Genomic DNA, 15,780 nt, shown 5'->3' with positions numbered 1-15,780 from the left:
CCGGCCTTTCCGCGTTTGGGGGTGTGCGTGTTCTTTCGTGGTCCACGGTAGGGCGGTGGCGGGCGGGGGTCGCTTGTCCGAGTCGTAGTGGTGGGGGTGGGCGATGCTCCGGTTTGGCGTGGTGGGGGCTGGAGGGGCTGTGTTTGCTTCGCTTCTCGGCCCACCGAGTCGGGTGGTGGGTGGGCACGCACAGGACGGGGTCCAGGGGGCGGAGCCCCTGGTGCGGCTGCGGCTACTCCGGTGACGTCGCCTTCAGGGCGAGCCACAGCTCCATCCGGACGTCGGGGTCGTCCAGAGAGCGGCCCAGGATCTCCTCGACCCTCCGCATCCGGTACCGCAACGTATGCCGGTGCACCCCGAGATCCGCGGCCGCCGCGTCCCACTGACCGTGCCGGGACAGCCACGCCCGCAGCGAGGCGACCAGATCCCCCCGCCCCGTCGCATCGTGCTCGTGCAGCGCCCGCAGCAACCCGTCCGCGAACGCCTTCACCGCATCGTCCGCCAGCAACGGCAGCACGGACCCCGTAGCCAGCTGCTCGTGCTCCACCAGTACCCGCCCCCGCCGCCGCGCGACGGACAGCGCCTGCTCGGCCTGCTTGTAGGCGGCAGCCGCGGCGATCGGTCCGACCGGGGCCGACAGGCCGACGACCAGCTCCGCCTCGTCCCCGGCCGCCTGCTCGGGCACGGCCCGCCCCGCCTCCAGCGCCGCCGCGTACGCCGCACACGCGGCCACCGCCGCACCCCCGTCCGCGGCCAGCACCACCAGCCGCTCCCCCTCGGGCACGACCAGCACGGCCTCCCCGGCGCGCGCGGCCGCCGACTCCACGGCCTCCACGACCTCGCCCAGCGCGTCGGCGTCCGCCTCCGTGTGCGCCCGCGCGGCCGTGCCGGACGCCGACTCGGCGACGATCATCCGGAAAGGTGCGTCGAGGAGCCCGCCGTACAGGTCACCGGCGACAGCCCGGGCATGGTCCGGCTCCCCGGCCAGCAGCATCCGCAGTACGGCCGCGCCGACCCGCTGCTCGGCCGCGTGCAGCGAGCGGGACCGCTCGGTGGTGAGGGTGAGCAGCGCGATCGCGGAGTGGACGGCGTACCGCTCGGCGGTGCCGAGGGCGGCGGCCGTACCCACGGCGAGCGCGGCGCGCGGGCGCCGGCCCGTGCCCAGGGAGTGCAGCTCCACCCGGTCCTCGTAGTCGGGACCGCCGACCACCGAGGAGGCCGGGGCGGACCGCTCCCGCAGCCGTTCGACCTCCGCGGTGAGCCGGCCGGCCCGGCGGCCTGCCCACTCGGGTGCGGTGGCGACGACGGCGCCCGAGGCGTCGTACAGCGCCGCCCACCCGTCGACCTGCGTGGCGAGCGCGCCGAGCAGCCCCTCGGGGCCGGCGTTCAGCGCCTGCTTGGTCAGCTCCCGCTGGGCGGCGAAGCCCGCCGTGACGGCCCGGTACTGGTCGGCGGCGATCGCGGCGGAGACGGCCTTGCTGATGGCGAGGAAGGGGGTGCGGCGGGGCACCTCCAGCAGCGGCAGCCCCTCCTCCTCGGCGGCGTCGACGAGGGCCTTGGGGATCTCGTCGTAGTTCACCCCGACCGCGAAGCCGAGCCCTACGACGCCTGCGCCGACCAGCCGCTTCACATACCGCCGCATCGCCTCCGGATCCTCCGCGTCCAGCTTGAGCGCGGTGATCAGCAGAAGCTCGCCGCCCTCCATGTAGGGCACGGGGTCGGCCAGCTCGCTCACATGCGCCCAGCGGACGGGCACGTCGAGCCGGTCCTCGCCCGCGCGCACGGTCAGCTTGAGTGCGGAGTGGTGGACGAGCGAGGCGAGGGTCGGGGGCATGAGGCCTTCAGGGAGGGGAGAACCGGGACAGCGGGTGGGGAGATCCGGTGATCACTGTGATCAATTGGCCGCTGCGTATGAACAGCCTATGCCGATTCTGCCGTACCGTACGGTCTCCGGGTGCCGCCTTCCCTCTTCCCTCAGCCCCGCAGATCCACCAGCAACGGCGGAGCGTGCTCCCCCTGCACGGTGGTCAGCGACAGCACCGCATGCCCCGGCGGCACCCCGTGCGCCAGCTCGGAGGCGGACCAGCGCTCGCGCTCCACCTGGCGGACGGTGACGGCCCGGGCGGTGGGTGCCTGCCCGGTGATGACCCGGCGCAGCATGTGCACGGCCTTGCCGGCCGGGGTCTCGGCGATGATCTGCCGGTCGGTGACGTCCCGGGTCTCGGTCCACTCCTTGCCCCACACCTCCGCGAAGTCCTGACCGTCCCAGGGGGTGAGCCCGGACAGCGCCATCCGGCAGCCGGTGGCGCCGAGCAGCGGTCCGCGCAGCGGCCGCGGTACGTCGTCCAGGGTGCGCAGCGTCAGCACGGTGCCCGCGTGGGCGGAGCGCAGCCGCTGGATGCCGCGCACGGACTCCGGGGTGACCACGCCGGAGGCGTCGTCGAGCAGCAGGCAGGCGAAGAGCGAGCGGTCCTCCCGTACCGTCACGCTGGCCGTGAACTGGGCGAGGACCAGCCGGGCGAGGATCCGGGAGGCGTCGGCGTGCCCGCGCTGGGGCAGGTCGATGCGGACCCGGACCGGGTGGTCGAGGGCCGTGAGGGAGAACGGCCGGGACTGCCCGGAGGTGTCGAAGAAGGCGGCGAAGGCGGGCCGGTCGAGCAGCGCGATCCGGTCGGCGAGCACCGCGCCGACATCGCCCGGGTGGGCCATCTGCCGCTCCCGCGCGTCCAGTTCCCTGAGCAGCGACTCCTGCCCGGTGTCGGTCAGCGCCTTGCGGAGTGCGGCGAGCGGTCCGGGCGTGCCGTCGAGGAGCTGGCGCAGCTCGGGGACCGAGGGGAAGCGGTCGTGGACGGCGCGGAAGGGGCCGAGCAGCTGGGCGAGGACGGTGGTGGAGCGGCGGCTGTCGCCTCCGGGGTGCGGGTCGGCGAGGTCGCCGACGAGGGCCTCGGCGAGTATGGCGGCGGCCTCGTCCGGGTCGGTGGTGCCGCCGTACAGGTCGAGGTCGTAGACGGATTCGGGGTGCCCGATCCGTACGACGACGTCGTACGCCTCGGCCGGGCCGAGCCCCGCGCCCGCCGCGCCGACGGCCACGACGGCGGCCCGTCCGGCGAGGGCGTGCAGGCACAGCGACTCGGCGAGCGGCCGGACGACCGCGCCGGTCTTGCCGGAGCCGGCCGGGCCGACGGCGAGCAGCGAGGTGCCGAGCAGCTCGGGGCCGAGGGCGAGTCCGGAGCCGCGGTAGTGGTACGGGTTGCGGGGGTCGTCGGCGGTGGTGCCGAGCCGTACCTGTCCGGTGAGCAGGTCGTGCCGGGCCTGGCGGGCGGGCAGGTCGCGCTCGCCGGAGGGGTGCAGGCAGGCGGCCGAGCCATCCTTCAGTACGGCGCCGGTGAAGGAGGCGAGGCTGTGCGTGCCGGACCGTACGCCCTGCCAGGCCCGGCTGATCCGGGCGTGGTCGACGTCCCGCATGAGCCCGGCCTTCGCCTCGGCGGCCAGCCGCTCGGCGGCCTCATGGGCTCCGGCGTGCCGCAGCTGGGGCCATTCGGCGGGGTCCTGCTCGGGGGCGGGCGCCGACTCGGCGGCGGGTACGGCCGCCCGCCAGGCGGGCGGGCCGAAGCGGCGCCAGACCTCGCCCCAGCGGCCGAGGCGGCCGACGACGAGCATGATGACCACGGCGATGAGGGTGTAGTACGAGTACCAGAGGAGCGCGTTGCCGACCTGGTCGTTGCTCTGGCGCCAGGAGTCCGGGGTGAACAGCTCCAGGGGCAGCACCCACCAGCCCCCGAGGTAGCCGTTCCACAGCAGGGACCACACCAGCCAGCCCACGAGGAAGGCGATCAGTGCGCCGCTCAGCAGCTGCCGGGTCGGGATCCGCTCGGGCTCCTGTTCCGGCCGGGGCCGGTACCCGAACCGCCACACGCCCGGTGCCGCCTCGGGCCGGGACGCCCGCAGCCAGGCCAGGAAGGCCGAGCCGTCCGGCCTGGGCGGAACCCCGGGTGGCCCGGCGGGCCTGGGCGGCACGGCGGAACCCTCCTGGGGCACCGCCGGGCGCGGCACAGGATTCGCATGCGTACCGCGCGCGTCCCGCGTCCCGTCGCTCTCCATCGCCCTTGCCCCCTGACCAGCCGTTCCGTCCACCATCAGCGAGCCAATCTAACGCCCCGACAAAGGGAGTTCACCGTTTACGCGGCCGAGAGGACACGCCGACCGGGCGCAGCCCTCCCCCACTGCTATGTCCACGACGGACAACCAATCTTCCCGACAACGCCCACATGGAGCATGCCCACCCTCCATTTCCGGCCCTAGCCTGCGAAGAAAGAGACAAGCGTCAGAAAAACGCACCGTCCGGTACCGCCCGGGAACACCCGGTACGCAAGATCATCAGGGAGCCCTCATGACCGCACTTCCGCAGGAGCGCCGCGTCGTCACCGCCATCCCCGGCCCGAAGTCGCAGGAGCTGCAGGCCCGCCGCCTCGCCGCGGTCGCCCAGGGCGTGGGCTCGGTGCTGCCCGTGTTCACGACGCGCGTGGACGGCGGCATCATCGAGGACGTCGACGGCAACCGTCTGATCGACTTCGGTTCCGGTATCGCCGTGACCTCGGTCGGCGGCTCCGCCGAGGCCGTCGTACGCCGCGCGAGCGCCCAGCTGGCCGACTTCACCCACACCTGTTTCATGGTCACGCCGTACGAGGGCTACGTGGCCGTCGCCGAGGCGCTGGCCGAGCTGACGCCGGGTGACCACGCCAAGAAGTCCGCGCTGTTCAACTCGGGCGCCGAGGCCGTCGAGAACGCCGTCAAGATCGCCCGCGCGTACACCAAGCGCCAGGCCGTCGTCGTCTTCGACCACGGCTACCACGGCCGTACCAACCTGACGATGGCGCTGACGGCCAAGAACATGCCGTACAAGCACGGCTTCGGCCCGTTCGCGCCCGAGGTCTACCGCGTTCCCGTCGCGTACGGCTACCGCTGGCTGACCGGCCCGGAGAACTGTGGCCCGGAGGCCGCGAAGCAGGCCATCGACCAGATCACCAAGCAGATCGGCGCCGACAACGTGGCCGCGATCATCATCGAGCCCGTGCTCGGTGAGGGCGGCTTCATCGAGCCGGCCAAGGGCTTCCTGCCCGCGATCAGCCAGTTCGCCAAGGACAACGGCATCGTCTTCGTCGCGGACGAGATCCAGTCCGGCTTCTGCCGCACCGGCCAGTGGTTCGCCTGCGAGGACGAGGGCATCGTCCCGGACCTGATCACCACCGCCAAGGGCATCGCCGGCGGTCTGCCGCTGGCCGCCGTCACCGGCCGCGCCGAGATCATGGACGCCGCGCACGCGGGCGGCCTCGGCGGCACCTACGGCGGCAACCCGGTGGCCTGCGCCGGTGCGCTCGGCGCCATCGAGACGATGAAGGAGCTGGACCTCAACGCCAAGGCGAAGAACATCGAGGCGATCATGAAGGCCCGTCTGGGCGCCATGGCCGAGAAGTTCGACATCATCGGCGACATCCGTGGCCGTGGCGGCATGATCGCCATCGAGCTGGTCAAGGACCGCGCCACCAAGGAGCCGAACGCGGAGGCGACCGCCGCCCTCGCCAAGGCCTGCCACCAGGAGGGCCTGCTCGTCCTGACCTGTGGCACCTACGGCAACGTGCTGCGTTTCCTGCCCCCGCTGGTGATCGGCGAGGACCTCCTGAACGAGGGTCTCGACATCATCGAGCAGTCGTTCGCACGCATCTGAGCGGCTGTTTCGCCCCTCTGAAGGGTGGCCTGCGGCAGGCCGTGTGAAGAAGGTGTGCGAGGTGGATGGCGGGACGCGATTCTGTCTGCCCAAGCGCCCCGGGCTGCCGTAGGTTCTACCCAGATGAGAGATACACCCCGCCCACAGGGGACTGTGGGCGATTTCAGGCCGGGGCCTCCCCAGCTTCGACCTGGTCGTGCCCTCGCGCACACAACCGGGGCCTGACGGTTCCGGGATCTCCTCACCGATCGGACGGTCGCCGCCCCAAACCCCCCGGGGCGCGCGACGTTCCGATCCGGACGGCCGCCTCGGAACCACCCCCCCCGTTCCGGGGCGGCCGACCTCCTTCCTCCCCCGCCGGGTCTGAGAAGCTGGGCCGCGTGTCGACGTCACCGGATCCGCGCCCGAAGTACGCGCTCCTGGCCCTGCCCACGCTCCTGCTCGCCCTGATCGTCTGGCAGGTCGTCGCCCACGGCCCGCTCCTGCGCCTCGATGCGCGGTTGAGCCGACGGCTCGTCCGTCCGGACCGGTTCTCGGAACTCCTCTCCGACCTCGGCAACGTCCAGGTCGCCGTCCCGGTGCTCGTCCTCGCCCTGGCGTACTCCGCGTGGCGCGGCCGCACGACGGGCACGGACCGCTGGTGGCTGCCGCCCGCAGCGGCGGCCGTACTGATGGCGCTGGTCCCGGTGTTCGTCGTCCCGCTGAAGGACTGGACCGCCCGGCCGGGGACCCCTCTGATGCCCCCGGGGGTCGGCTACTTCCCTTCCGGTCATACGGCGACCGCGGCGATCGCGTACGGTTCCGCGACCCTGCTCCTGCTCCCCTGGCTGCGCTCGCCGGCTGCCCGCCGGGCGCTCGTCGGCGTCTGCGCGGCCCTCGTGCTCGGCGTCTCCTACGGCCTGGTCCGCCGGGGCTGGCACTGGCCGCTGGACGTGGTGGGCAGCTGGTGCCTTGGCACGGTGCTGCTGACCACCCTGTCCCTGGTGATCAGCCGAAGTAGGCGTCGAAGTTCTTCTGGAACTCCCAGTTGGAGTAGCGGTCCCAGTTCACCGACCACGTCATCAGACCCCGAAGAGCGGGCCAGGTCCCGTGAGTCGGATACGAGCCGCAGTTCGACTTCTTCGTCAGGCAGTCCAGGGTCTTGGTGACCTCGGCCGGGGCCACGTACCCGTTGCCCGCGTTCGTCGACGCCGGCATGCCGATCGCCACCTGGTCCGGGCGCAACGGCGGGAAGACGTTGTTCGCGTCGCCCGCGACCGGGAAGCCGGTGAGCAGCATGTCGGTCATGGCGATGTGGAAGTCGGCGCCGCCCATGGAGTGGTACTGGTTGTCGAGGCCCATGATCGGGCCGGAGTTGTAGTCCTGGACGTGCAGCAGCGTGAGGTCGTCCCGGAGTGCGTAGATCACCGGGAGGTACGCCCCGCAGCGCGGGTCCTGTCCGCCCCACTTTCCGGTGCCGTAGTACTGGTAGCCCATCTGGACGAAGAAGGTCTCCGGTGCCGTCGTCAGCACGAACTTCGAGCCGTACCTGGCCTTCAGGGTCTTCAGGGCCGAGATGAGGTTGACGATCACGGGCGTGGTCGGATTCCTGAAGTCCGTGTCGTTCGCGTTCAGGGACAGCGAGTGGCCCTCGAAGTCGATGTCCAGGCCGTCGAGGCCGTAGGTGTCGATGATGTTCGAGACCGAGGAGACGAAGGCGTCGCGGGCCGCCGTGGTCGTCAGCTGGACCTGGCCGTTCTGGCCGCCGATCGAGATCAGCACCTTCTTGCCGGCCGCCTGCTTGGCCTTGATCGCCGCCTTGAAGTCGGCGTCGCTCTCGACGTTCGGGCACTCGGTGACCGGGCAGCGGTTGAAGCGGATGTCACCGGAGGTGGCCGAGGTGGGCTCGCCGAACGCGAGGTCGATGACGTCCCAGCTGTCGGGTACGTCGGCCATGCGCGTGTAGCCGGAGCCGTTCGCGAAACTGGCGTGGAGGTAGCCGACCAGGGCGTGCGCGGGCAGGCCGGTCGAGCCGCCGCCGGTGCCTGCCGTGGTCGTCGCGGTCACCGCGGCCGACCTGGCGGACTCGCCGGCGTCGTTGCTCGCGGTGACCTGGAAGCTGTACGCCGTCGAGGGCGCGAGTCCGGTGACGGTGGCCGAAGTGCCGCTCGCCGTCCGGACCTTGACCCCGTCGCGGTAGACCGCGTAACTCGTAGCGCCGGCCGCCGCCGACCAGGACAGGGCGACGGAGGAGGAGGTGACCGTGCCGGTTCTGAGGCCAGTGGGGGCAGCGGGGGGCTGTCCGGTGCTCGCGCCCGGGCCGACCAGGGAGATGTCGTCGGCGTAGTAGGCGCCGGTGCCGTACCAGCCGTGCGTATAGACGGTGACCTTCGTCGTGGCGGCGCCGGTGGTGAAGGTGGTGGTCAGCTTCTGCCAGTCGGGCGCGGACTGGGTCCAGGTGGACACGTCGGTGGTGCCGGTGCCATTCGCGCCGAGGTAGACGTAGGAGCCGCGGACGTAACCGGACAGCGTGTACCGGGCGTTGGGCTGGACGGTCACCGTCTGCGCGCACTGGGCGTTGTCGCTGCCGGCCGGGGTCGCCTGCAACGCGGAACTCCCGCTGTGCACAGGTGAGGTGACCGTCGTTCCGGCCGTGCAGGTCCAGCCGTCGAGGCCGGACTCGAAGCCGCCGTTCTTCGCGAGGTCGGCGTCGGCCGCGCGGGCGGCCGACGAGAGCGCGGTGATCCCGGGTACGGCCAGCAGTGCGGCCGTGAGCAGGGCGAGGACGGATCTGGGGCGTCTGGCGCGTCGGGCGCGGTCCACAAGGGCCTCCGGTGAAGGGGGAGTTGGAGGGGTGGAGCGCACTCAACTTGGTCCAGACCAATCCTCTTGTCAAGGTGTCCGGGTGTTACCCCTCCCCCCTGGCCAGCCCGGCCGCCGCTTCATGCATCGCCAGTTCCAGCAGCGCCGGGTCGGTCAGCGTGCCGGAGCCGTCCGGCGGCACCAGCCAGCGCACGCCCTGTGTCGCCCGGCCCGGGTACGGCACGACGATCCAGGTGCCGGCTCCGGCGGTACGGATGCCGGTGCCGAGCCAGCGGGCCGCGGTGCCCGGCGGCACGAAGAAGCCGACCCGGTTGTCGCCGAAGGCGACCAGGACCGGGCCGGGTCGATCGAGCACCCGGGTGAGCACATCGAGCGTGGGACAGCCGAGTTCACCCGGCAGGACCAGCACGTCCCAGGCCTTGCCGGCGGGGAGCAGCGCGATCCCGAGAGGGTTGCGCTCCCATTCCCAGCGGCAGGCCTCGGGGTCCGGTGCGACGGATGCCAGCCACTCGACCGCCGTCTTCACCCCTGTCATGAGAAAGCCTCCCTCTCTCTCGTGGACGCCTTCGCGTCACGAGGGAGAGGGAGGCCTGACGGCGATCATTACGCGGATTCCGGCTCCGCTCTGGAGTGACCTAGGTCACATTCCCTGGGGCGTCACCCCTCGGCCGGGGCGACGTCACCGGCACCGGGGTCAACACCGGGATCCGGCTGCGGCTGGTCCTGCTGAGGCTCGTCCTGCGGGGCCTGGTCCTGCTGAGGCTCGTCCTGCGGGGCCTGGTCTTGCTGAGGCTCGTCCTGCGGGGCCTGATCCTGGGGGGCCTGATCGTCCTCCGTCTGCCCCTGCTGCTGATCCTGCTGCGGCTGCTCGTCCGGCGCCTGGTCCTGCTGAGGCTGGTCCTGCGGGGCCTGGTCCTGCTGAGGCTGGTCCTGCTGCGGCTGGTCCTGCTGCGGCTGGTCCTGCTGAGTCGTGTCGGTCTTGCCAGGGTCGGTCTTGTCGGTGTCCTTGTTCTCGTCCTTCTTCTCGTCCTTCCGCTCGTCCCTCTTCTCCGACTCGGCCTTGTCCCAGTCCGACTTTCCGGGTTCCTTTTTCCAGTGGTCCTGGTCGTGCACGTCCCAGTGGTGGTCGTGGGGGTGGTGCCAGAAGTAGTGGAAGTTGTCGTAGGAGTCCCAGAAGTAGAACCGGCGATGCTCGACCAGCACGAAGAAGCAGTTGTGGTGGTCGTCCCAGTAGAACTTGTGGTTGTCGACCCAGCAGTAGAACTTGTGGTGCTTCTTCCAGTGGGACTTGTGGTGCTTGTCCCAGCAGTAGAGCTTGTGCCCGCCGTGCTCCTGGACGCCCTTGCCGACCGTCGGCGCCTGCGGCATCGGGGCCGCCGTGGCGCTCGCGGCGGGCAGGACGGCACCTCCGGCGACGGCCGCGGCCGAGGCGATCGCCGTCGCGAGGCCCATACGGCGCTTGGAACGGAAATCGTCGTTCTTGCGGATGACGCGAGTCATGATTCTCTCCTGCTCCTGCTGAAAGGGATCCGCGCTTCTCGGTGCGCACTTCCAGTAGGCGGGAATCGCCCCGCAGGGTCACGCTCCGAGAATTCGGGACTTGACGCAGGAGAGAATCACGCGTAAAAGCCGGGCTCAGCTGTCGAAGCCCAGCCCCAGTCGGTCCATCGTCCGCAGCCACAGGTTGCGGCGGCCGCCGTGCGCGTCCGCGCGGGCCAGCGACCACTTCGTCAGGGCGATACCCGTCCAGGCGAAGGGCTCCGGCGGGAACGGCAGCGGCTTCCTGCGGACCATCTCCAGCTCGGTCCGCTCGGTGCGCTCCCCGTCCAGCAGGTCCAGCATCACGTCGGCGCCGAAGCGGGTGGCGCCGACACCGAGGCCGGTGTAGCCCGCCGCGTACGCCACCTTCCCCTGGTGGGCCGTGCCGAAAAACGCCGAGAAGCGGGAGCAGGTGTCGATCGCGCCGCCCCAGGCGTGGCTGAAGCGGACGCCCTCCAGCTGCGGGAAGCAGGAGAAGAAGTGCCCCGCGAGCTTGGCGTACGTCTCCGGGCGGTCGTCGTACTCGGCGCGCACCCGGCCGCCGTAGTGATGGATCGCGTCGTAGCCGCCCCACAGGATCCGGTTGTCGGCGGACAGCCGGAAGTAGTGGAACTGGTTCGCCGAGTCCCCGAGGCCCTGGCGGTTCTTCCAGCCGATCGAGGCCAACTGGTCGGCGCTCAGCGGCTCGGTCATCAGCGCGTAGTCGTAGACCGGGACGGTGTACGAGCGCACTCGCCGCAGCAGGCTCGGGAAGATGTTCGTGCCGAGCGCGACCCTGCGGGCCCGGACGGAGCCGTACGGCGTGCGTACGGCCATGCCGGCGCCGTACTGCTTCAGGGAGAGGGCGGGCGTGTGCTCGTACACGCGCACCCCGAGCCTGACGCACGCCTGCTTCAGGCCCCAGGCCAGCTTGGCCGGGTGCAGCATGGCCACGCCCCGGCGGTCCCACAGGCCGGCCTGGAAGGTGGGCGAGTTCACCTGCTCGCGCACGGCGTCGGTGTCGAGGAACTCGATGCCGTCGGCGAGGCCCTTCTCCTCCAGTTGCCGGTGCCAGTCGCGCAGCTCCCAGGCCTGGTAGGTCTCGGTGGCCACGTCGATCTCGCCGGTGCGCTCGAAGTCGCAGTCGATGCCGTGCCGGGCGACCGCCGCCTCGATCTCGTCGAGGTTGCGTCGGCCCAGCTCCTCCAGCCTGTTGATCTCGTCCGGCCAGCGGGCCAGGCCGTTGGGCAGGCCGTGCGTGAGGGAGGCGGCGCAGAAGCCGCCGTTGCGGCCGGAGGCGGCCCAGCCCACCTCGCGGCCTTCCAGCAGCACCACATCGCGTTGCGGGTCGCGCTCCTTGGCATTGAGCGCGGTCCACAGTCCGCTGTAGCCGCCGCCGACGACCAGCAGGTCACAGGTCTCGGTGCCGGTGAGGGCGGGCTCGGCGTGTGGCTTGCCGGGGTCTTCCAGCCAGTACGGGACCGGCTGGGCTTCGGAAAGAGAGGAGATCCAGTTGTCTTTACCACGACTCATGGCGCTCGGGGCCATGATTTCAACTCCCTACAGAGCTTTACGCCTTTTGCTTACGGCGGTTGGTGATGAGCATCGAGACCAGGACGAACAGCACGGCGACGAGGAACATGGCCGTACCGATGACGTTGATCTGAACGGGGGTTCCGCGCTGCGCCGAACCCCACACGAACATGGGGAAGGTGACGGTCGAGCCCGCGTTGAAATTGGTGATGATGAAATCGTCGAAGGAGAGCGCGAAGGACAGCAGCGCGCCCGCGGCGATTCCGGGTGCCGCGATCGGCAGGGTGACCCGCAGGAAGGTCTGCGCCGGACCTGCGTACAGGTCCCGGGCGGCCTCCTCCAGACGCGGGTCCATCGACATCACGCGCGCCTTGACCGCGGTGACGACGAAGCTGAGGCAGAACATGATGTGCGCGATCAGGATCGTCATGAAGCCGAGCTGGGCGCCCATGTTGAGGAACAGGGTGAGCAGCGAGGCCGCCATGACGACCTCGGGCATCGCCATCGGCAGGAAGATCAGCGAGTTGACGGCGCCGCGGGCGCGGAAGCGGTAGCGGACCAGCGCGAAGGCGATCATAGTGCCGAGGACCGAGGCGCCGATCGTCGCCCAGACGGCGATCTGAAGGCTGATGGACAGCGAGCCGCACATGTCGGCGACGCCGCACGGGTCCTTCCAGGCGTCCGTGGAGAACTGCTGCCACTCGTAGTTGAAGCGCCCCTTCGGCTTGTTGAAGGAGAACACCGTCACGATGATGTTCGGCAGCAGCAGATAGGAGAGCGTCAGCAGTCCCGCGATGACGACGAGATGGCGCTTGAGCCAGGTGACGAAGGGCATTTAGACCAGATCCTCCGTCCCGGAGCGGCGGATGTAGACCGTGACCATGAACAGGATCGCGGCCATGAGGATGAAGGACAGGGCGGCTGCCGTCGGATAGTCCAGAATGCGCAGGAACTGCGTCTGGATGACGTTGCCGATCATGCGGGTGTCGGTCGAGCCGAGGAGTTCGGCGTTGACGTAGTCACCGGCCGCGGGGATGAAGGTCAGCAGCGTGCCGGAGACCACGCCCGGCATCGACAGCGGGAAGGTCACCTTGCGGAAGGTGGTCCACGGCTTGGCGTACAGGTCGCCGGCCGCCTCGTGCAGCCGCCCGTCGATCCGCTCCAGCGAGGTGTAGAGCGGAAGGATCATGAACGGCAGGAAGTTGTACGTCAGACCGCACACCACCGCGAGTGGCGTGGCGAGGACGCGGTCGCCGGCCGTCCAGCCGAGGAAGTTGGTGAGGTCCAGGATGTGCAGCGAGTTCAGGGTGTGCACGACCGGGCCGTTGTCCGCGAGGATCGTCTTCCAGGCCAGGGTCCGGATCAGGAAGCTGGTGAAGAACGGCGCGATCACCAGGATCATGATCAGGTTGCGCCAGCGGCCCGCGCGGAAGGCGATCAGATACGCCAGCGGGTAGCCGAGCAGCAGGCACAGGACGGTCGCCGCGGCCGCGTAGAACACGGACCGCAGGAACTGCGGCCAGTACTCGGCCAGGGCGTCCCAGTAGGTCGCGAAGTGCCAGGTGACCTTGTAGCCCTCCTCCAGGGAGCCCGTCTGCACGGACGTGGAGGCCTGGTAGATCATCGGCAGCGCGAAGAAGATGACCAGCCACAGGATGCCGGGGAGCAGCAGCCAGTACGGGGTGAACCGGCCGCGCTTGCGCGGTGGCTTCTTCTCCGGTGCGGTGGGGGCGAGAGGCGGGGGTGCCTCGGTGAGGGTCGACATGTCTATGCGGCCTCTTCCTCGACGGTCTCCACGCCGGCGTCGATGTCCTGGGCCGCGTCCAGGCCGAAGGTGTGGGCCGGGCTCCAGTGCAGGACGACGTCGGCACCGGGGACGAGCCGTCCGTCGCGCTCGACGTTCTGGACGTAGACCGCGAACTCGTCGCAGACCGGGGTGTCGATCACGTACTGCGTGGAGACGCCGATGAAGCTGGCGTCGGCGATCTTGCCGGTGATGCGGTTGCGGCCCTCGGGGATGGAGCCGGCGTCGTCGGCGTGGGTGAGCGCGATCTTCTCGGGGCGGATGCCGACCAGCACCTTGCCGCCGGTCGTCGTCCGCGCGGAACAGCGCGCCTCGGGCAGCACCAGCTTGCCGCCGCCCGCCTTCAGCACGATGTCGTCGCCGTTCTTCGTGTCGACCTCGGCCTCGATCAGGTTCGAGGTGCCGAGGAAGTTCGCGACGAAGGTGGTCTGCGGGTTCTCGTACAGGTCGTCGGGCGAGCCGAGCTGCTCGACGCGGCCCGCGTTCATCACGGCGACCGTGTCGGCCATGGTCATGGCCTCCTCCTGGTCGTGCGTGACGTGGATGAAGGTGATGCCGACCTCGGTCTGGATGCGCTTCAGCTCCAGCTGCATCTGGCGGCGCAGCTTCAGGTCGAGGGCGCCGAGGGGCTCGTCGAGGAGGAGCACCTTGGGGTGGTTGATCAGCGCGCGGGCCACGGCGACACGCTGCTGCTGGCCGCCGGAGAGCTGGTGCGGCTTCTTGCGCGCCTGCTCGCCGAGCTGGACAAGATCCAGCATCTCCTCGACCTGCTTCTTCACGCTCTTGATGCCGCGCCGGCGCAGGCCGAAGGCGACGTTCTCGAAGATGTCGAGGTGCGGGAAGAGGGCGTAGGACTGGAAGACCGTGTTGACCGGCCGTTTGTACGGCGGCAGGTGGGTGACCTCCTGGTCACCGAGGTACACGGTGCCGCTGGTCGGCTCCTCCAGGCCCGCGATCATGCGCAGGGTGGTCGTCTTGCCGCAGCCTGAGGCGCCGAGCAGGGCGAAGAAGGAGCCCTGCGGCACGGTCAGGTCCAGCGGGTGTACGGCGGTGAAGGAGCCGTAGGTCTTGCCGATACCGGTGAGGCGGACGTCGCCGCTGCTGTCTGTCGTCTTCATCGTCGTCACGCCCCTGTGAGCTTCGCGAACTTCTCTTCGTAGGCCGTCTCTTCCTTCTGGCTCAGGGAGCGGAAGGCGTGGGACTTCGCCTGCATGGCCTTGTCGGGAACGATCAGCGGGTTGTTCGCCGCATCCTTGTCGATCTTCGCAAGGTAGGGCTTCACGCCGTCGACCGGAGTCACATAGTTGATGTAGGCGGCGAGCGCGGCGGCCTGCTCGGGCTCGTAGTAGAAGTCGATCAGCCGCTCGGCGTTCGTCTTGTGACGTGCCTTGTTGGGGACGCACATGTTGTCGGTCGACGTCATGTAGCCGCTGTCGGGGATGATGAAGTCCACGTCCGGGCTGTCCGCCTTGAGCTGGACCACGTCTCCGGCCCACGCGACGCAGGCCGCGAAGTCGCCCTTGGTCAGGTCGGACGTGTAGTCGTTGCCGGTGAAGCGGCGGATCTGGCCCTTGTCGACGGCCTTCTGCAGCCGGGCGATCACCGCGTCGAAGTCGTCGTCGGTGAAGTTCGCCGGGTCCTTGCCCATGTCGAGCAGCGTCATGCCGATGCTGTCGCGCATCTCCGACAGGAAGCCGACGCGCCCCTTGAGCTTGGGGTTGTCGAGCAGGTCGGAGACCGACTTCACCTCGACGCCGTCGAGCGCCTTCTTGTTGTAGGCGATGACGGTCGAGATGCCCTGCCAGGGGTACGAGTAGGCCCGTCCCGGGTCCCAGTCCGGGTTGCGGAACTGGGGCGACAGGTTGGTGTAGGCGTGCGGCAGGTTGGACGGGTCCAGTTTCTGGACCCAGCCGAGGCGGATCAGCCGGGCCGCCAGCCAGTCGGTCAGGACGATGATGTCGCGGCCGGTGTCCTGGCCCGCGGCGAGCTGCGGCTTGATCTTGCCGAAGAACTCGTTGTTGTCGTTGATGTCCTCGGTGTACTTGACCGCTATGCCGGTCCGCTTGCGGAAGGTGTCGAGCGTCGGGTGGTTCTTGCCCTTGTCGTCGACGTCGATGTACTCGGTCCAGTTGGAGAAGTTGACGACCTTCTCCTTGGCCGAGTGGTCCTGTGCGGACGTGCCGCCCTGCGTCTTGCCCGCCGCGGGGATCCCGCAGGCGCTCAGCGCGCCGAGTCCGCCGACCGTGAGCGCGCCACCCGCGGAGGCGCGCAGCAGCGACCGGCGGGTCATGGCTGCCCTGCCGTTGCGCAGGCTGCGCCGCATGGCGGCCACTTGGGCCGGGGTCAGGCGTTCGGGCTCGTACTGCTCCATGCGCTTGGTGCCCTTTCGGGAGGGGTC

General features: G+C 70.1%; 11 protein-coding genes and 1 pseudogene. 2 read left to right on the top strand and 10 right to left on the bottom strand.

Going from position 1 to position 15,780, the window contains the following annotated elements; translation table 11 throughout:
- Positions 1-232: 232 nt before the first annotated feature.
- Both ACFYZZ_RS30355 and ACFYZZ_RS30350 read right to left on the bottom strand, forming a co-directional pair.
- Positions 233-1,834 carry a PucR family transcriptional regulator gene (locus ACFYZZ_RS30355; protein WP_389182531.1) on the bottom strand — a complete coding sequence of 534 codons (1,602 nt, stop codon included), beginning with the start codon at positions 1,832-1,834 and terminating at the stop codon, positions 233-235.
- Positions 1,835-1,974: 140 nt separating this feature from the next.
- Positions 1,975-4,101, bottom strand: a complete 2,127-nt coding sequence (locus tag ACFYZZ_RS30350; RefSeq protein ID WP_389182529.1) for an ATP-binding protein — start codon at positions 4,099-4,101, stop codon at positions 1,975-1,977.
- A 289-nt stretch (positions 4,102-4,390) separates the two neighbouring features.
- Between ACFYZZ_RS30350 and gabT the strand changes: the two genes are divergently transcribed.
- Together gabT and ACFYZZ_RS30340 are read left to right on the top strand one after the other, a co-directional pair.
- Positions 4,391-5,725 (top strand): 4-aminobutyrate--2-oxoglutarate transaminase, encoded by a 1,335-nt coding sequence (gabT, locus tag ACFYZZ_RS30345; RefSeq protein ID WP_389182526.1) that lies wholly within the window; start codon positions 4,391-4,393, stop codon positions 5,723-5,725.
- Between the two features lie 65 nt (positions 5,726-5,790).
- Positions 5,791-6,660: pseudogene (locus ACFYZZ_RS30340) on the top strand (phosphatase PAP2 family protein); the annotation flags it as partial.
- Between the two features lie 52 nt (positions 6,661-6,712).
- Here ACFYZZ_RS30340 and ACFYZZ_RS30335 read toward each other — a convergent pair.
- From ACFYZZ_RS30335 to ACFYZZ_RS30300, 8 genes are all read right to left on the bottom strand, one after another.
- Positions 6,713-8,527: a chitinase gene (locus ACFYZZ_RS30335; RefSeq protein WP_389182523.1), complete on the bottom strand. Its 1,815-nt coding sequence runs from the start codon at positions 8,525-8,527 to the stop codon at positions 6,713-6,715.
- Between the two features lie 85 nt (positions 8,528-8,612).
- Entirely contained in the window at positions 8,613-9,062 is a 450-nt protein-coding gene (locus ACFYZZ_RS30330) for a hypothetical protein (protein ID WP_389182520.1), read from the bottom strand.
- 122 nt (positions 9,063-9,184) lie between these two features.
- Positions 9,185-10,027, bottom strand: a complete 843-nt coding sequence (locus tag ACFYZZ_RS30325) for a hypothetical protein (RefSeq protein ID WP_389182517.1) — start codon at positions 10,025-10,027, stop codon at positions 9,185-9,187.
- Positions 10,028-10,162: 135 nt separating this feature from the next.
- Complete coding sequence (locus ACFYZZ_RS30320) at positions 10,163-11,593, bottom strand: NAD(P)/FAD-dependent oxidoreductase (protein ID WP_389182514.1); 1,431 nt, start codon at positions 11,591-11,593, stop codon at positions 10,163-10,165.
- A gap of 22 nt (positions 11,594-11,615) precedes the next feature.
- Entirely contained in the window at positions 11,616-12,413 is a 798-nt protein-coding gene (locus tag ACFYZZ_RS30315) for an ABC transporter permease (RefSeq protein WP_389182511.1), read from the bottom strand.
- Complete coding sequence (locus ACFYZZ_RS30310; protein WP_389182508.1) at positions 12,414-13,343, bottom strand: ABC transporter permease; 930 nt, start codon at positions 13,341-13,343, stop codon at positions 12,414-12,416. It lies immediately after the preceding gene.
- A 2-nt stretch (positions 13,344-13,345) separates the two neighbouring features.
- Entirely contained in the window at positions 13,346-14,509 is a 1,164-nt protein-coding gene (locus ACFYZZ_RS30305; protein WP_389182505.1) for an ABC transporter ATP-binding protein, read from the bottom strand.
- Positions 14,506-15,753 (bottom strand): PotD/PotF family extracellular solute-binding protein, encoded by a 1,248-nt coding sequence (locus ACFYZZ_RS30300; protein ID WP_389182502.1) that lies wholly within the window; start codon positions 15,751-15,753, stop codon positions 14,506-14,508. The genes ACFYZZ_RS30305 and ACFYZZ_RS30300 overlap by 4 nt, the downstream gene beginning before the upstream one ends.
- Positions 15,754-15,780 lie beyond the last annotated feature (27 nt).

It is taken from the genome of Streptomyces sp. NPDC001816 (genome assembly GCF_042892235.1).
Lineage (GTDB): Bacteria > Actinomycetota > Actinomycetes > Streptomycetales > Streptomycetaceae > Streptomyces.
This window is presented reverse-complemented; position numbering and strand designations above follow the sequence as displayed.

Excerpts from the sequence above, each read along its gene's own strand:
- ACFYZZ_RS30355 (WP_389182531.1), bottom strand. The coding sequence starts at position 1,834 with ATGCCCCCGACCCTCGCCTCGCTCGTCCACCACTCCGCACTCAAGCTG.
- ACFYZZ_RS30350 (WP_389182529.1), bottom strand. The coding sequence starts at position 4,101 with ATGGAGAGCGACGGGACGCGGGACGCGCGCGGTACGCATGCGAATCCT.
- gabT (WP_389182526.1), top strand. The coding sequence starts at position 4,391 with ATGACCGCACTTCCGCAGGAGCGCCGCGTCGTCACCGCCATCCCCGGC.
- ACFYZZ_RS30330 (WP_389182520.1), bottom strand. The coding sequence starts at position 9,062 with ATGACAGGGGTGAAGACGGCGGTCGAGTGGCTGGCATCCGTCGCACCG.
- ACFYZZ_RS30325 (WP_389182517.1), bottom strand. The coding sequence starts at position 10,027 with ATGACTCGCGTCATCCGCAAGAACGACGATTTCCGTTCCAAGCGCCGT.
- ACFYZZ_RS30320 (WP_389182514.1), bottom strand. The coding sequence starts at position 11,593 with ATGGCCCCGAGCGCCATGAGTCGTGGTAAAGACAACTGGATCTCCTCT.
- ACFYZZ_RS30315 (WP_389182511.1), bottom strand. The coding sequence starts at position 12,413 with ATGCCCTTCGTCACCTGGCTCAAGCGCCATCTCGTCGTCATCGCGGGA.
- ACFYZZ_RS30310 (WP_389182508.1), bottom strand. The coding sequence starts at position 13,343 with ATGTCGACCCTCACCGAGGCACCCCCGCCTCTCGCCCCCACCGCACCG.
- ACFYZZ_RS30300 (WP_389182502.1), bottom strand. The coding sequence starts at position 15,753 with ATGGAGCAGTACGAGCCCGAACGCCTGACCCCGGCCCAAGTGGCCGCC.